At 67.7% G+C, this 15,998-nt stretch carries 14 protein-coding genes; 1 reads left to right on the forward strand and 13 read right to left on the reverse strand.

Annotation, left to right across the window (positions count from 1 at the left end; all coding sequences use genetic code 11):
* Nucleotides 1–768: 768 nt before the first annotated feature.
* Nucleotides 769–1,734 (reverse strand): IS1595 family transposase, encoded by a 966-nt coding sequence (locus VNF92_11495; protein HVA58500.1) that lies wholly within the window; start codon nt 1,732–1,734, stop codon nt 769–771.
* 190 nt (nt 1,735–1,924) lie between these two features.
* Here VNF92_11495 and VNF92_11500 point away from each other — a divergent pair, with 190 nt between their 5' ends.
* Nucleotides 1,925–2,377, forward strand: a complete 453-nt coding sequence (locus VNF92_11500) for a PTS sugar transporter subunit IIA (protein ID HVA58501.1) — start codon at nt 1,925–1,927, stop codon at nt 2,375–2,377.
* Nucleotides 2,378–2,381: 4 nt separating this feature from the next.
* Here the strand turns inward: VNF92_11500 and VNF92_11505 are convergent, their stop codons facing one another.
* The 12 genes from VNF92_11505 to mreC are packed head-to-tail and all read right to left on the reverse strand — an operon-like array spanning nt 2,382 to nt 15,997.
* A complete protein-coding gene (locus tag VNF92_11505; GenBank protein HVA58502.1) occupies nt 2,382–3,134 on the reverse strand; it encodes a hypothetical protein in 753 nt (250 codons plus the stop codon).
* Nucleotides 3,135–3,138: 4 nt separating this feature from the next.
* Entirely contained in the window at nt 3,139–4,683 is a 1,545-nt protein-coding gene (guaA, locus tag VNF92_11510; GenBank protein ID HVA58503.1) for a glutamine-hydrolyzing GMP synthase, read from the reverse strand.
* A 32-nt stretch (nt 4,684–4,715) separates the two neighbouring features.
* Nucleotides 4,716–5,225 carry a metallophosphoesterase gene (locus VNF92_11515; GenBank protein HVA58504.1) on the reverse strand — a complete coding sequence of 170 codons (510 nt, stop codon included), beginning with the start codon at nt 5,223–5,225 and terminating at the stop codon, nt 4,716–4,718.
* Nucleotides 5,225–6,505, reverse strand: a complete 1,281-nt coding sequence (gene lysA, locus VNF92_11520) for a diaminopimelate decarboxylase (protein ID HVA58505.1) — start codon at nt 6,503–6,505, stop codon at nt 5,225–5,227. The genes VNF92_11515 and lysA overlap by 1 nt, the downstream gene beginning before the upstream one ends.
* A complete protein-coding gene (proS, locus tag VNF92_11525; GenBank protein ID HVA58506.1) occupies nt 6,487–7,956 on the reverse strand; it encodes a proline--tRNA ligase in 1,470 nt (489 codons plus the stop codon). The genes lysA and proS overlap by 19 nt, the downstream gene beginning before the upstream one ends.
* Before the next feature lie 27 nt (nt 7,957–7,983).
* Nucleotides 7,984–9,249 (reverse strand): histidine--tRNA ligase, encoded by a 1,266-nt coding sequence (hisS, locus tag VNF92_11530; GenBank protein ID HVA58507.1) that lies wholly within the window; start codon nt 9,247–9,249, stop codon nt 7,984–7,986.
* Between the two features lie 8 nt (nt 9,250–9,257).
* Nucleotides 9,258–10,547, reverse strand: a complete 1,290-nt coding sequence (locus VNF92_11535) for a folylpolyglutamate synthase/dihydrofolate synthase family protein (protein ID HVA58508.1) — start codon at nt 10,545–10,547, stop codon at nt 9,258–9,260.
* The gene (gene accD, locus VNF92_11540) at nt 10,532–11,395 is read right to left on the reverse strand and encodes an acetyl-CoA carboxylase, carboxyltransferase subunit beta (GenBank protein ID HVA58509.1); all 864 of its coding nucleotides are present in this window, start codon (nt 11,393–11,395) and stop codon (nt 10,532–10,534) included. The genes VNF92_11535 and accD overlap by 16 nt, the downstream gene beginning before the upstream one ends.
* Before the next feature lie 45 nt (nt 11,396–11,440).
* Nucleotides 11,441–12,700 carry a rod shape-determining protein RodA gene (gene rodA / locus VNF92_11545; GenBank protein ID HVA58510.1) on the reverse strand — a complete coding sequence of 420 codons (1,260 nt, stop codon included), beginning with the start codon at nt 12,698–12,700 and terminating at the stop codon, nt 11,441–11,443.
* Nucleotides 12,697–14,481 (reverse strand): penicillin-binding protein 2, encoded by a 1,785-nt coding sequence (gene mrdA / locus VNF92_11550; GenBank protein HVA58511.1) that lies wholly within the window; start codon nt 14,479–14,481, stop codon nt 12,697–12,699. Before mrdA ends, rodA begins: the two co-directional genes overlap by 4 nt.
* Nucleotides 14,478–14,972, reverse strand: a complete 495-nt coding sequence (gene mreD / locus VNF92_11555) for a rod shape-determining protein MreD (GenBank protein ID HVA58512.1) — start codon at nt 14,970–14,972, stop codon at nt 14,478–14,480. The genes mrdA and mreD overlap by 4 nt, the downstream gene beginning before the upstream one ends.
* Nucleotides 14,969–15,997, reverse strand: a complete 1,029-nt coding sequence (gene mreC / locus VNF92_11560; GenBank protein HVA58513.1) for a rod shape-determining protein MreC — start codon at nt 15,995–15,997, stop codon at nt 14,969–14,971. The genes mreD and mreC overlap by 4 nt, the downstream gene beginning before the upstream one ends.
* Nucleotide 15,998: the final 1 nt, after the last annotated feature.

The following is a 15,998-nucleotide window of genomic DNA, read 5'->3' on the forward strand; positions in this document are numbered from 1 at the left end:
CTGTCTGGAAAATACGGCGTCGCCGCGGGTCGGGTCGGGCCGACTGTGGCGGTCCTCCTGGACTCTGCTGAGCAGGCCGGATTGTTCCGAGTATCCGGAAGTCGGAGCCGAATGGTCGAGCCGATTATTGGGCCCCCGGCGAAGGGGACTTCGTCCAGTACTCCTGCGGAATCGCGTAGCCCCCACGCCACTCCGTCTGTTGACGCCGTACCACGCTCAGGTGGAAGCGCGATTTCTGGTGGGCTCAACGTTCCAGACGCGATCTTCGGGATCTTCAGGGACTTGCCTCCTGCGGACACCCCGATCAGCACCAAGAAGCGAGCGGCGATGATCGCCGCGTTCACCGCGACCGTTAACTGGATCTATCCGGAGGAAGAAGCAGGGACCTAGAGACAGAAAAGCCCGCTCGCAGGCGGGCTTCCTGAAATAAGACCTACGGGGACCGTCTGATTTGGTGAGGTCGGCCGACCGATCTAATGACGACGAGCGCGAACGATTGCAACGGGTGTAAGAGCCCGCCGAGTCGCAAGCTAAGCAGGTGCTGGGGTATACACCAGTACCTGCCCTCCCCCTAGGTCGCCCTTCTGCGTTTCCGCTTCTTGGTCGGAGCAGTCATCTCCGACTTCTTCACGGCAATGATGCGCCGTGTCAGGTCCGCCATTCGATCAAGCGACGATGCCCCCGGCGTGGGTTGCGCCGGGGGTTCGTTATTTCGGGTTCTTGCCACGTCGTCTCCGACCTCTGAGTAAGTGTGGCTTACTTCTTTTCTCACGTCGTAGCGGGTTGCATACCCCTGCCGATCAACTGCGCGTAGGTCAGGCGACGCCCCACAATATCCTTGACCACGGCGCTGAACCGTCCGTGCTCGCTCTCGCCCCGGATGTTGTACCGGAAGACGGCCTCATGGACATACCGGAACAGGTGGAACGGGTCCACGCTGATGTAGGTGCCTTTGATTCCACGCTTCAAGACCGACCAGAAGTTCTCGACGCTATTGGTATGGACGACGCCCCGGACGTATTCCTTGGCCCGGTGGTTCACGGTGTCGTGTTCGTACGCCTTCCCCAGTCCGCGCTGGTAGTTGTTGGACTCGTCGGTGTAGACGGTGGACCCCGGCTCGATCCGCTGGTGAATGGCGTTGCTGATCGGATAGGCGCCCACGAACCGCATCACCTCGGCATGCACGCGGCGCTTCCCGCGCACGGAATCCCGCTCGACGGCTCCGAAGACGCCGGTCTTGTTGGTCGGCCCCCGGCCCTTGATGACGCGGCGACGGCGCTTCTTGTGCATGTTCTCCGCAATCCCGCCGACGTAGGTCTCGTCCATCTCCACGACGCCCTGCATCTTCTGGAAAGTTGGAGTCTGCATGGCGAGGCGGATACGTGCCAACATGAACCACGCGGTCTTCTGGGTGACCTTGAGGTCGCGGGCGAGTTCGTACGAGCTGATGCCGTTCCGGCAATTCGCCAACATCCACAGGGCGGGAAGCCACTTGTCCAAGCCAAGGGGCGAGTCCTCGAAGACCGTCCCGACCTTCACCGAGAACTGCTTTCGGCAGTCGCGGCACTTCCAGATGGAGCGGGACTTCAGGAAGGACGGCTTCTCGGCGTCGCAATGCGGACAGCGGACGCCAGCGGGCCAGCGCATCTCGACCATGAAGGCCAAGGCACGGTCCTTGTTGGCGAAGTACAGCACAGCTTCGCGGAGCGAGGTGGGCGATGTAGTATTGGTCATGCCTTGAATCTAGGGCGCAACCTTGGGTGTGTCAAGTATATTATTGCCCAAGCTAACGGCGCCCCGAAATGCGTGCAACGCCGCGATTTGACACGACTTGGGCGATTCCGTTAACTTCGCAAGTTCACAACGTTACGCGCGTATCCGGCGCATCGGCGCCGATGCTCTTACCGTGCGGGGACTGGGGTCCATGGAATTGCGCGAATTCTTCAGCGAAGACGCGATCAAGCTGGAAATAGAAGGCACCACCAAGGACGACGTGCTCAAGGAGCTGATCGGCCTCCTCAAGCTCGACGAGAAGTCCGACGGCATGCTCTTCAAGATGCTCAAACGGCGCGAGAATCTTGGCTCGACGGGGATCGGTCGCGGCATCGCCATCCCACACTGCCGCTCGCTCGTCGTCAACAAGCTGCGCGTCGCCTTCGGCCGCAAGCGCGAAGGGCTGGACTTCAAGGCGATCGACGAGAAGCCGGTCCATTTCTTTTTCCTGATCGTGGCGCCTCCGCTCGAGGTCTCCAATCAGTACTTGCCGGTGCTGGGAAAGATCGCCCAGTTCAGCAAGGAGCCCGACGTGCCGGGGCGTCTGATGGAGATCACCGAGCCCAAGCAGTTCCTGGCGCTGCTCGAAGAGAAGGGCGTCTAAGCCTTCAGCGGTTGGCGGGCGCCAGCAGCACCCACATCACCGCGAACACGGCGACGATCAGAAAAAGCGCGTAGACCACCCCGACCGCGGTGGTTCGCCATACCGCGGCGCGCTCGCTCACGCCGTACGCGGTCTGCACGCCGCGCACCAGGTTCCAACTGGTGTACACGAGGCCCCCCACAGAGGCCACGAAGCCGAGCAGGAACGACCCAGCGAAGCTCAGCAGCGCCAGCGCCGACAGCAGCAGAAACAGCGCGGAGTGCACCTCGAGCCCGTACACCCAGTTGGCGCGGAATCCCGGCATCTGTCGCCGGAACGCGGCCTGCATCAATCCGGCCGAGAGGGGCATGAGCAGCAACAGCGCGATGGGGAACGCAAAGGCCAACGCGCGCGTCAACGGCCCGGGGTCGCAGAGTACCTCGCTCGCTACGTGGAGAGCCCCGACCGCCTCGGGGGAGAGTCCGGCCGTGGTGCCCGGGGTGCCCGCGACCCCGAGCAGCGCAGACAGCCCGGACGCGTCACCCTTCGATCCGGCGCACGTCGCGGCGACGTCGGACGACGGCACCGCGGCCCTTCGCTGCTGGAGAGAGGTGAGCGCGAAGAAGGCCGTCGCCAACACGGGGAGCACCCAGACGAGCGGCAGGTGGTCCGCCGGGCGCCCCGCCAACTCCTCACGGGTGAGCGACCCCGGATGGAACACCAGCGCCCGCAGCGTCGCCGCGACGCGCCCCCACCCCCGCGCGGGCTCGCCGGTCACTCCCTCACTCCCACTCGATCGTGGCCGGGGGTTTGGAACTCACATCGTACGTCACGCGATTCACGCCACGCACTTCATTGATGATGCGATTGGAGATCCGCGCCAGCACGTCGTGCGGAAACGGAAACCAGTCGGCCGTCATGCCGTCGGTGCTGGTCACGGCGCGGAGCGCCACCACGTTCTCGTACGTGCGATAGTCGCCCATCACACCCACGCTGCGAATGGGCAGCAGCACCGCGAACGCCTGCCAGATCTCGTCGTACAGCCCGGCGGCGCGAATCTCCTCGAGGTAGATGGCGTCGGCCCGGCGAAGCACGTCGAGCGCTGGCTCGGTGACCGGTCCGAGGACGCGAATGCCCAGCCCAGGCCCCGGAAAGGGGTGGCGTCCCACCATCTCCTCGGGCAGCCCGAGCTCCCGCCCCACGTTGCGCACCTCGTCCTTGAACAGTTCCCGCAACGGTTCGATGAGTTTGAACCGCATGTCGGGCTTGAGCCCGCCCACATTGTGATGCGTCTTGATCGTCACCGACGGGCCGCCGCTGGGGGAAGCCGACTCGATCACGTCGGGGTAGAGGGTGCCCTGCACCAGAAATTCGGCGCCCCTGGCGTGGAGGTCGGTGGCGTCCTCGAACACGTCGATGAACGTGTGCCCGATGATCGTGCGCTTCCGCTCGGGATCCTCGACGTTCGCGAGCGCGTCGAGAAAACGCCGCGACGCGTCAACGGTCACGAGATCGATGGCCATCTGGGCGCGGAAGGTGCGCTCCACCTGCTCGCGCTCGTGCTGGCGCAGGAGCCCGGTGTCCACGAAAACGCAGGTGAGCTGGTCGCCGATCGCGCGGTGCACGAGCGCCGCGGCCACTGCCGAATCGACGCCCCCGGAGAGCCCGCAGATCACGCGCGCGCCGCCCACGAGCTCGCGTACCCTGGCCACCTCATCCTCGATGAACGTGCCCGGCGTCCACGACGCCTCGGCGCGGCAGATCGCGAACAGGAAGTTCGCGATGATGTCGGTGCCGCGCGCGGTGTGGGCCACCTCGGGATGAAACTGCACCCCGAACAGCGGGCGCGTGACATGCCGATACGCGGCGATCGGCGAGTTGGCGGTGCGCGCGATGGGCAGGAACCCCTCGGGCAACGCCGTGACCTGATCGCCGTGGCTCATCCACGCCGCAAACGACTCGGCGCGCGCGAACCCGGCGAACAGCCCCGTATCTTCGAGCACTGATACATCGGCCCGGCCGTATTCACGGTGCGGGGCGTGGGTGACCTCGCCGCCGGCGACGTGGGCGATGAGGTTCATGCCGTAGCAGACGCCGAGCACCGGGGCGATGTCGAGCACTGCGGGGTCGAGCGTGGGGGCGCCGGCATCGTATACCGAGTTGGGCCCGCCGCTCAGAATGATGCCCGTGGGATGCCACTCGCGGATCCACTCCGCGGTGCGCGTGGGCGGGTGGATCTCCGAGTACACCCGCGCCTCGCGCACTCGCCGCGCGATGAGTTGGGTGTACTGCGAGCCGTAATCGATGATCAGGATGCGGGAAGGCACGGAGCGCTGGGTCGGGACGAAGGTCGAAGGGGCTACCGCTTCCACTCGGCGGGATCGAGGGTCAGGAACTCCACGTTCTTGGTGTCGAGGTCGAGGATCGCCGCTTGGGGCGTGCCGTGCAACCATCCGCACGCTTCGCCAGGATTGAGGATGAGGGTATCCCCGCGCGTCTTCATCTCCTGCTGGTGCGTGGAGCCGTGCACGACGACGGTGTGCGATTCGAGCGACCGCTTCTGGACGTCGCCGATGTCGTGCACGATCAGGATGCGCTGGCCGCCCACGTCGAAGCTGTGTGGCGATTCGAACAGTTCCAGGCCCAGTCCCGCGCTGGCGCGTGTGCGCAGGCCTTCGGGATCGCCGTCGTTCCGGCCGAACACGCCGGCCAACGTCACGTGCGCATCCTCGAACGGCTTGAGAACGAACGGCGAGCAGAAATCCCCCGCGTGCAACACCATGCTCACGCCCGCCGACGCCATCTGACGCAGCAGTTCCGCCACCGCGGGTACGCGGTCGTGCGAATCGGCCATCACGCCTACGCGCATCACTGCCTCCAGTCTGGGTGGTCGACCTCGCGCCGCACGAGATCTTCGTACGATTCCCGTTCGGTGACCACGGCGAACCGGTCGCCGTCCACGAGCACTTCGGCCGGCCGCCGCCGGCTGTTGTAGTTGGATCCCATCACCGAGCCGTAGGCGCCGGCGTCGAACACGGCGAGCAGATCGCCCGCCGCCGGGTCGTCCATCGTGCGGTCGAGGGCCAGGAAATCCCCCGTCTCGCACACCGGGCCCACCACGTCCAGCACGCCCTGGCCGTCGGCCGGGCGCACCATCTCGATCCTGTGATATGCCTTGTAGTATGATGGCCGGATCAACTCGGTCATCCCGGCGTCGACCACCGCGTATTCCCGCCCGCCACTGTGCTTGCGGTAGAGCACACGGGTGAGCAGCACGCCGGCGTTGCCGACGATGAACCGCCCCGGCTCCACCACGAGATCGAGCGCGGTGGCCCGCGCCACGGGAAGCACCGCCGCCGCGAACTCGTCGAGGTCGATGGGCGTCTCGTCGGCGTAGCGTACGCTCAACCCGCCCCCCACGTCCAGGTGGCGCAGGGTGTCCACCCCGGCGCCACGGACGGCGGCACAGAGCTCGGCCAGCCGCGCGGCCCCCGCGCGGTACGGTTCCACGTGCGTCAACATGGACCCGAGGTGCATGTCGAGCCCGGCCAGCGTCACGCGCGGCAACCCGGCCGCCACCCGCGCCACGCGCAGCGCCTCGTCGAACGGAATGCCGAACTTGTGACCGCGTTCCCCGGTCTTGATGTAGTGGTGCGCGGCGTCCACGGTCACCTCGGGATTGACGCGCAGCGACACGCGCGCGTCGACCCGCAGTTCCGCGGCGATGCGGTCGATGGCCCGCACTTCGGCCTCCGACTCGGCATTGATCAGCGCGACGCCGGCGGCCAGTGCCTCACGCAGTTCGTCGTCGGTCTTTCCCACCCCGCCAAAGATGATGTCATGGCCGGAGAACCCCGCCCGCAACGCGCGGTACAGCTCGCCCCCCGACACCACGTCCACCCCGCTCCCCATCTCGCGGAGCAGCCGCAGCAGGGCGAGGTTGGAATTTGCTTTGAGCGTGTAGTGCACGCGGTGCGCCACGGGGGAGAGCACCGCGTCCAATGCCCGGTACCGTTCACGCACCAACGCCGCGCTGTACACGAACGCCGGCGTGCCCGCCTGTTCGGCGATGCGCGCCAGCGGCACGCCCTCCGCCAGGAGCGTCCCGTCGACGCGCGGAAAACCGGCGGTCAGTACGCCTTGGCCCATACCGCCTCGGTGCTGGCCGGACGCCCGCACCGGAGACAGGTCTTCGGCGCGTCCGCCGATCGGAATTCCTCGTCCGGGAGCACCCGGATCGTCGCCTTGGTGTCGGCCTTGATCTGGGCTTCGCACGCCCCGTCGCCGCACCAGCCCGCGTACACGAACCCCCCTTCCCCCTCCATCAGCTCGCGGAACCGATCGTAGGTGATGGGTTCACGAATGCTGTGCTGCTCCCGCCGTTCCCGGGCCACGATGAGCATGTCAGCCTGGATGCGCGACAGCAGTTCGGCCACGTCCTCGCCCAGCGTGTCGAGCGAGGCCGGGCGCTTCTCGCGCGTATCGCGCCGCACGAGCACGACCTGGTTCTTGTCCAGGTCGCGGGGGCCGATCTCCATGCGCACCGGGACGCCCCGCAGTTCCCACTCGAAGTACTTGGCCCCCGGCTTGATGCCCTCACGGGCGTCGACGTGTACCCGCAGGCGGCCAGGTTCGCGCTGCTCCCACGCGCCGAAACTCTCCACGATCCGGTCGGCCGCCTCGAGCACGCGCACGCGGTCCTCGTCGGTCTTGTAGATCGGAACGATCACCACCTCGATCGGCGCGAGCAGCGGCGGCACGCGCAGTCCGACGTCGTCCCCATGCGTCATCACCAACCCGCCGACGAGCCGCGTCGAGACACCCCAGCTCGTGTTCCAGGCATATTCGATGCTCCCCGATTCACTCTGGAACTTGAGGTCGAACACCTTGGCGAAGTTCTGTCCGAGGTCGTGCGACGTGCCGGCCTGCAGCGCCTTGTTGTCCTGCATCATCGCTTCGCACGAATACGTGCGCACCGCCCCCGCGAACCGCTCCGAGTCGGTCTTGCGGCCGGTGACCACCGGCATCGCCATCCACCCTTCCATGAAATCGCGGTAGACGCCCAGCATCTTGCGCGCCTCGGCCTCTGCCTCATCGTGCGTGGCGTGCGCCGTGTGCCCCTCCTGCCACAGGAACTCCAGCGTGCGCAGGAATAGCCGCGTGCGCATCTCCCATCGCACCACGTTGGCCCACTGGTTGATCAGCAGCGGCAGGTCGCGATAGCTGTGCACCCACTTGGAGAACATCTCGTAGATGATGGTCTCCGAGGTGGGCCGGATGACGAGCGGCTCGTCGAGCTTCTTGCCCCCGCCGTGCGTGACCACGGCCGTCTCCGGTGCGAATCCCTCGACATGCGCGGCCTCGCGCTGCAGAAAGCTCTGTGGGATGAGCAGCGGGAAGTAGGCGTTCTGGTGGCCCGTCGCCTTGAACTTGTCGTCCAGCGCACGCTGCATCCGCTCCCAGATGCCGTAGCCGTTGGGGCGGATGACCATGCAGCCGCGCACCGGCGAGTAGTCGGCCAACTCGGCCTTGAGCACCGCCTCGTTGTACCACGCGCTGAAGTCCTCGGCGCGGGTCGTCAGCTTCTTGTCGTCAGCCATGCGTGGGTTGCGGTGGAGGGAGCCGGCTCACACCAGCCGGCCTTCGGTCAATCTAACGGCTCGCTCTTCACCCGAGGCGAGGGACTTGAGGATCAGCGTGTGGTCTTCGCGCACGATCACGGCCTCCGGTGCTCCAGCCGCCGCGGCCGCCTTGAGCTGCCGCCCAAGCTGCTGGGCGCGGAGCGCGTATTCCACGCTCGCGCCGCCACGGCGGAGCACCTGGGCCACTCGCATCGCCTCGGCAAGCTGCGCCGGCTCGCCGTACGCCACCCAATAATCGGGCGCCGTCGATTCGGCTCGCATGAGTCCCCGGGCGCGGAGCAGTTCGCCCAACACCACGTCGCCCATGCCGAAGCCAAGCGCCGGCAGGTCCACGCCGCCCAGCGACTGGAGCAGCGTGTCGTACCGCCCACCGCCGCAAATCGCCCGGAACTCCCCGTGCGCGTCGAACAACTCGAAGACGATGCCGGTGTAGTACGCCAACCCGCGCACGATCTTGAGATCCAGATCCACCCAATCGGCCACGCCCATGGCGGCCAGGTAGCCAAAGTAGCGGTCCATCTCGGCGAGCCGCTCCGCCACCGCCGCGTCGCCGCCGTACTCGGATCGCAGACCGTCGATCGATACGCGCCCGCTTAGACCGACCACGCGCTCAACGGGCCCCTCGGCGAGCCCGAGGCCGGCCAGCTTCTCGCGCGACACCTCCAGCGGCTGCCGCTCGATCTTGTCGAGCACCGCGAACACCCCCGGGGTCTGGTCCTCGCTCACGCCGAGGGTGGCGAGCAGCGCGCGCAGCAGCCGGCGGTCGGACACGCGCGCCCGCACGTCGTTCTGCGTGAGGCCTGCCGTGCGCGCGATCTCGATGGCCACGGCGAGCAGTTCCGCATCGGCCGTCACGTCGGGCTCGCCCACCAGGTCCACGTTGAGTTGGAAGTGCTCGCGCAGCCGCCCCTTCTGCTGGCGCTCGTGGCGGAACAGCTGCGGCACGCTGAACCAGCGCACGGGTTTGCGCAGGGCGTTGGCCTTGGCGGCCACCATGCGCGCCAACGTCGGCGTCATCTCCGGCCGGAGCGCCACCTCGCGCCCGCCCTTATCGGTAAAATTGTATAACTGCCCGACGATCTCGTCCCCGCTCTTCTTGGTGTACAACTCGAGCGGCTCGAGCGGGGGCCCGTCGTACTCCACGAACGCGAACCGGCGGGCGACGTCCCGCCACGTGCGCAGGATGTACGCCCGTTCGGCGAACTCTTGGGGGTAGAAATCCCGGAATCCGGGAAGGGCGCCTTTGGCCATTCCTAAAGCTATTGGGCAAGCGGAGATACGTGCAAGCGCGCCATGGCGTCGCCCACCGTGTGGAAGGACCCCGTGACCAGCACCGTTGCTCCCTGTTCCGCCCCCAGGGCCAGCGCCCGGTCGAAGTCCGGCTCCACGGCGAACGGCAGCTGTTCGCGACGCGCGAACTCCGCCACCTCCGCCAGGTCCCAGGCGCGGCTCTCCGGGGCCGTGGGCGCGTTGGTCAACACGAATCCGGCCACCTGAGCGCGCAGGGCCAGCAGCATGTCACGCCATTCCTTGTCGCGCAGGGCGCAAACCACCGCCACCACCGGCGTGGGGGGACGCACCCGGGACAGGGTCTGGGACAGGACGCGCGCGCCGTCCGCGTTGTGCGCCACGTCGAACAGGTACCGGCCCAGTTGCTGGAACCGTCCGGGAATCGAGATCGCGGCCAGGTGCGCTTCGGCGTCCGCCAGCGACACCGCATAGCGCGGTCCGGCCGCGTCGAGCCACTCCAGCGTGAAGGCGAGGTTCGGCGCCTGGTGCACCCCGGTGAGCGGCGTGCGCAGCCGGCGCCGGTCGCCCAGCGCCGCGAGCGTGAACTCGGTGCCGTGCGCATCCACCCGCAGGTCGTCGATGCGTGTGCGTTCGGCCACCACCCGCACGCTCGAAGCACCAGCCTCCCGCGCCAGGCGGGCCAGCAGGGCGCGGATCTGCGGATCGGGCTCGCCGATCACCGCTGGACGCCCCGGCTTGAAGATCCCCGCCTTCTCGGCGGCAATCGCTTCCAGGGTGTCGCCCAGGTACTCCATGTGGTCGAACCCGATCGACACGACGCCGGCCGACACCGGATCGACCACGTTCGTCGTGTCGAGACGGCCACCCAACCCGGTCTCGATGAGCGCCACGTCCACCGCCTGTTCCCGAAAGTAGGCGAAGGCGAGTACGGTCGTCGCCTCGAAGAAGGTCGCGCCGATGCGCTCCACGAGTGGCGTCCACCGCTCCACAAACTCCACCACGCGCTCCCCGGAGATCGGCGCGTCGTCGGCCACGATGCGTTCGCGGAAGTCCACGAGGTGGGGCGAGGTGTAGGTGCCTACGCGCAGTCCCTTGGCACGCAGCAACCCGGCGGCCGTGGCCACGGCGCTCCCCTTGCCATTGGTTCCGGCCACGTGCAGCGCCGGCACGCCCCGATGCGGGTTGCCGAGCGCGTCGAGCAGTGTGAGGGTCCGCTCCAGGCCGAACTTGTATCCGCCGGTTGTGCGGGCAAAGAGATACTGGAGCGCGGCTTGGTACTGGGTCAGGTCGACGTCCACCCCGAGGCCGCCGGTTTCCCGGTCATGTGACGGAGCAGCTGGCTCACCGTCTGCTTGAGTTCCTTGCGGTGCACGACCGTATCCAACATGCCGTGGTCGAGCAGGAATTCCGAGGTCTGGAACCCCTCCGGGAGATCCTGGCCGAGGGTCTGTTTGATGACGCGCGGGCCGGCGAATCCGATCACGGCGCCCGGCTCGGCGATGATCGCGTCGCCGAGCATCGCGTAACTGGCGCTCACGCCTCCCGTGGTGGGATTGGTGAGGACCGAGATGTACGGAATGCGCCGCTCGGCGAGTTGGGCCAGCATGGCCGCCGCTTTCGCCATCTGCATGAGCGAGAGCACGCCTTCCTGCATGCGCGCGCCGCCCGACGCCGAGACGATGATGAGCGGGTACTTGCGTTCGAGCGACCGCTGGCCGAGCCGGGCGATCTTCTCGCCCACCACCGAACCCATCGACCCCCCCATGAACGCGAAGTCCATGACGCCCAGGTTCACCGGTGCGCCGTCCAGCATGCCGCTCGTGGCCAGCAGGGCATCGCTGTCACCGGCATTCTTCGTGGCCTTCTTGAGCCGCGCCGGGTACTCGGGAAAGCCGAGCGGGTCGGTGGAGCGCAGATCGACTTCGAGTTCCTCGATCGTGCCGTCGTCGAGCAGGATGGCGGCGTACTCCTGGGCCCGGATGCGCCGGTGGTGGTCGCAGTTGGGACAGACGTTGAGATTCCGCACAAACTTCTCGCGGATGTCCGTATGGCCGCATGCTTCGCACTTCTCCCACGCGTCGGCTGGGATCTCGAGTTTCTCCCGCCGCGGCTGGCGGGCCTTCTTTTCCTTCCGGAACCAAGCCATTGGTCAAATCTGGTAGCGGTGGCGAGGGGGGGGAAGAGGCCCGCCCTAGAGAGCGATCTGCGCTTCCCCGCCCCCGCCCCGCCCCTCGCTCGATATCCGCGCCAGGACGCCCACCGCCAGCCAGCAGGAGAACATGAATGATCCCCCATAGCTGAAGAAGGGCAGCGGAATCCCAGTGACGGGGGTGAGGCCGAGCGTCATGCCCACGTTCTCGACGACGTGGGTGAGCCAGAGCCCCAGCAGGCCGAAGGCGACGAGGCTGCCGTACGAATCACTGGCCCGGGCGGCCACGCGCACCACGCGGTAGAACAGGAACGCGAACAGGGCCAACGCGATGGTGACGCCCACGAACCCCAGTTCCTCGCCGACCACCGCGAAGATGAAGTCGGTGTGCTGCTCCGGAAGGAAGGCGAGGCGTTTCTGCGTGCCCATCGTGAACCCCTTGCCGAACCAGCCCCCCGACCCGATGGCTACCTGGGACTGGATCACGTGGTAGCCCGTGCGGAGCGGATCGCTGGACGGATCGAGGAACACGCGCAGCCGCGCCTGCCGGTACGGCTGGAGGTGGGCCCAGAGCAGCGGCGCGATTCCCCCCGAGACGACGTTCGCGCCCACCAGGAACACGCTCTCCCATACATAGGGCTTATACCAGATTACTAACGCCAACAGGAGCAGGAACCAGGCCCCCCAGAGGCTGGTGCTGAACGCCAGGACGAGGCTGATCACGGGACTGGCAACGAGCACGAGCAGCTCCCAGCTCACGCCCGCCCAGAACAGCATCGTGAAGAAGATGCCGACGAATACGATGCCGGTACCCAGGTCGGGCTGCAGCATGATCAGCACCCACGGAATGCCCACCACCAGCGCCGGCTTCCACAGCTCGACCAGCGACTTGGGGGCCTGACGATTGGCCGCCAGCACCTTGGCGAGCATCATCACCACGGTGATCTTGGCCAGCTCCGAGGGCTGGCCCAGGCGCACGCCACCCATGGCCAACCAACTCCGGGAGCTGGCCGCCGTGCCCGATCCCTTGCCGACGAACAGGAGCAGCAGGAGCACGGCCGTCGTGGCGACGTACGCCGGCAGGGTGGCCCACTCGAGCAACCGCACCGACGCGCGGCTCACGAGATAGGCGCCGCACAGCCCGAGCACGAACCAGGCAATCTGCTGGCGGTAGAGATGGGCCACCACCGTCGGCACGTCGGTCTGCCCCGCCGAATACACGATGGCGATGCCGTAGGTCGACAGCACGATCGCCGTTGCCACCAGGGGCCAGTCCAACCGGATGCGACCGCTGGTCCTCATCCCCCCGTCTCCACCAGCGTGGTGGGGGTGGTCTTGAGATAGTGGCCGATGATCGACGACGCAACGTGCGCCGCCCGCGTGCCGTGGCCGCCGTACTCGAGCATCACGGCCACCACGATCTGGGGGTCATCGGCCGGCGCGAAGCCGGTGAACCAGGCTTGATTGAGTTCGACCCCATTACGCCGGACGCCGCTCTGCGCCGTTCCGGTCTTGCCGGCCAGCACCACGCCCTTGATCTGCGCGCTGGCCGCCGTGCCTCCAGCCTCCACCACGCCCATCAGCGCCGCACGCAGCGCCTGAAGCTGCTCTGGCGGCAGCGAGAAGATGCGCGTGCGTTGCGGCGCCATCGTCCGGATTTCCGGCGTCGCCTCCATGCCGTCCTCAGCCAGGGCCGTGTAGAACCTGGCCATGCCGAGCACGGTCTGCGAATTCTCGCCCTGCCCGATCGCCATGTTCATCACCGTGGCGCCCTGTGTCCAGCCGCGGGGCCCGTACTTCTCGTCGAAATACTTCACGCGGTCGGGGAACCGGGGGCGGCTGTCCTCGGGCAGGTCGATGCCGCTGGACCCGTTGAACCCCAGCTGCAGGCCGCCGGCGATCAGGCGGGTGAGCCCGATCCGCAGGCCCAATTGGTAGAAGTAGACGTCGCAGGACTTCTCGATTGCCTGGCTAAGGTCGAGCGCGCCGTGGCCCGAGGCCTCCCAGCAGGCCCAGTACCGGTCGCCGTACTTGAAGCGTCCGGTGCATGGCTGGGGCATGCGGCTGTCCATCGTCACCAGACTGTCTTCGAGTCCGATGACGGCGGTGGCGAGCTTCCAGGTGGATCCCGGCGGGTAGGTGCCCTGCGTGGCCTTGTTGTAGAGCGGCGTCCGCGGGTTGGCGAGCAGAGAATCGTAATAAGCGATGGACACGCCGCCCACGAATCGATTGGGATCCCAGCTCGGTCCGCTGTACAGCGCGATCACGCCGCCCGTGCGGGGATCGAGCGCCACCACCCCGCCGCTCAGCGAGTCGCCAAACAGCTGCGCGATGTACTCCTGCAGGTCGAGGTCGATGTTCGTGTATAGGGGCGTGCCCTGCTGCGGCGCCAGATCCTCGCGCGCCCCCACCTCGCGGACCACTCGGCCGCGGGCATCCACCTCCACGAACCGGCTCCCCTCGCGGCCGCGCAGCGTGGTCTCGTACTGCCGCTCCAGCCCCTGCTTGCCCACGAGCTGCCCGGGCTTGTAGCCGGCAAAGGCCGGCGAGGCCAGCTCGGAATCGCTGACCTCGCCGATCGTACCGACGAACGCCGCCACCGCCGGGCCGTCCGGATAGTAGCGCTTCGGCGAGGACTGGATGATCAGATTGGGGAAGTCGATGCGGTGCTCCTCGAGCACCGAGATCTCCTCGAACGTGGCGTCGGGCAGGATCACGGTGGGCCGCACCGGGCTGCGCCGGTACCGCCGGACGGCCGCGTCCATCTCGCCGCGGCTCAGCGGCACCATCTCCGCCACGCGCTGCAGCGTGCCGCGCAGCGAATCGAGCGATTGCGGCAGGAGCGACACGGTGTAGCCCACCACGTTCTCGGCGATGATGCGTCCCGTGCGATCCACGATGTTGCCCCGCGGTGCCGGCAGCGGCACTTCGCGCAACCGGTTCTCTTCCGAGCGCAACGCCCATTCCTGGTTGCGGATGATCTGCGTGCGGAAGAACGCGGCCATGAGCACGGCGAACGCCCCACCCATGAACAGCAGCGCCACCCGCGCACGCCGCGCCACCTCGTTCGGGTGAAAACTCATCGCGGCCGCGCCTCGGCCGGGTCGAGCGGCCGCAGGATCGCCAACACCACCACACCCACCACCGCCGTGAACGCCGCCGACAGCACCGACCAGAGCAGGATCTGCGCGAGGGTCTGACCCAACGACATCGTGTGCCGGGCCAGCGCGTACAACACATCGAACGCCCACTTGCCGAGGAACAGGAAGGCCGCGTTGATCGCGAGGTTGTCGGCGAAGAACACCGCCTTGAGCCACGACGCGCCGAAGCCGACGATCGTCAGCGCGAGCGCCCCGGCGCCGAAGCCGCCCAGACTGAGCGAATCGGTGACGAGCCCGAGCGCGAATCCGAGCACGGCGGCTGACCCCGGTCGGATGCGCACCGCGGCATAGAGAAGGGCAATGACGAGGAAGTCGGGCGACACGCGCCACGGCATGAGCGGCTGAACGGCAAACTGCATGACCAGCAGCACGGCCACCACGATCGCGGTCCGGAACGCGGCGCCCACCGTCACGACGGCCCCCCCCCAGGCGCCCGGGCGCGGCGCACGGAGTCGGCGCGCGCGCTGTCGGCCTTGATGCTGTCCGCCTTGATGCTGTCGGCCCGGGCAAGGCGCCGCGCCGCGTCCAATGCCGCCGCCCGCTTGGCCAGCGAATCGGCCGCGCCAAGCACGCGGCGCTGGGCCGACTCGGCGCTCGCCGGCAGCGCCCACACGTTGCCCACTCCCTGCGTCGCGCGGTACGGCGTCATCACCATCACCGACGTGACGTTGGCGGGGTTCACGGCCGGCCGCAGCAGGTACGTGCGCGACCAACCCTCGGTGGTGTTGATCTCGGCGACCACCCGGCCCACGGGAATGCCGCGCGGGAACACGCCGCCGAGCCCCGACGTGATGATCTGCGTGCCGGGCTTGAGCAGCGTGCTGAATACCACGTTGCGCAGCTCGAGCAGGTACCCGTCGCCGCCCGAGCCGGCGTGCGGATAGACGATCCCGAACACGCCGCCGTCGGCCGTCATGGCGCTCACGCGAAAATCCGGGTTCGAGAACAGCATGGCGATGCTCGTCGTCGGATCGGCGCTCTGCACCAGCCCGATCACGCCGTCGGGGCCGACGACCGGGCTGTACATCGCGATGCCCGCGTTGCTTCCCGCGCTGAGCACGAGCGACGTGATGACGTCGCCCGGCCGGGCCGTTGCCTGGAGCGCCTCCGCGGGCACAAACCCCCACTGCAGGCGGCTGCCCAGACCGAGGAGCGACCGCAGCCGGTCGTTCTCCAGGCGCAGGGCGTTGGCGTTCGCGGCGGCGAGCACGAGTGAGTCGTGGCCCAGCGCGAGACGCTCCGATTCCCGCCACGCTACGCGCCACTGCTCGGTGCCGCGCTGGACGGTCACGAGCGGGGCCATGACGGTGCGCCGCAGCGCGCCGGCCACCGGCGCCCGCATCGGTTGTGGCAGCGCGAGCGTCAACAGCGACAGCACCACGCAGAGCACGAGGATCGCGATGTCGAATCGGGTGCCGGAACGGGCAGCGCGGGCCACG

The sequence above is a fragment of the Gemmatimonadaceae bacterium genome (assembly GCA_035533015.1).
In the GTDB taxonomy this organism is placed as follows: Bacteria; Gemmatimonadota; Gemmatimonadetes; order Gemmatimonadales; family Gemmatimonadaceae; genus JAGWRI01.

Excerpts from the sequence above, each read along its gene's own strand:
- VNF92_11500 (HVA58501.1), top strand. The coding sequence starts at position 1,925 with ATGGAATTGCGCGAATTCTTCAGCGAAGACGCGATCAAGCTGGAAATA.
- accD (HVA58509.1), bottom strand. The coding sequence starts at position 11,395 with ATGGCTTGGTTCCGGAAGGAAAAGAAGGCCCGCCAGCCGCGGCGGGAG.
- lysA (HVA58505.1), bottom strand. The coding sequence starts at position 6,505 with ATGGGCCAAGGCGTACTGACCGCCGGTTTTCCGCGCGTCGACGGGACG.
- rodA (HVA58510.1), bottom strand. The coding sequence starts at position 12,700 with ATGAGGACCAGCGGTCGCATCCGGTTGGACTGGCCCCTGGTGGCAACG.
- hisS (HVA58507.1), bottom strand. The coding sequence starts at position 9,249 with ATGGCCAAAGGCGCCCTTCCCGGATTCCGGGATTTCTACCCCCAAGAG.
- VNF92_11515 (HVA58504.1), bottom strand. The coding sequence starts at position 5,225 with ATGCGCGTAGGCGTGATGGCCGATTCGCACGACCGCGTACCCGCGGTG.
- mrdA (HVA58511.1), bottom strand. The coding sequence starts at position 14,481 with ATGAGTTTTCACCCGAACGAGGTGGCGCGGCGTGCGCGGGTGGCGCTG.
- VNF92_11495 (HVA58500.1), bottom strand. The coding sequence starts at position 1,734 with ATGACCAATACTACATCGCCCACCTCGCTCCGCGAAGCTGTGCTGTAC.
- proS (HVA58506.1), bottom strand. The coding sequence starts at position 7,956 with ATGGCTGACGACAAGAAGCTGACGACCCGCGCCGAGGACTTCAGCGCG.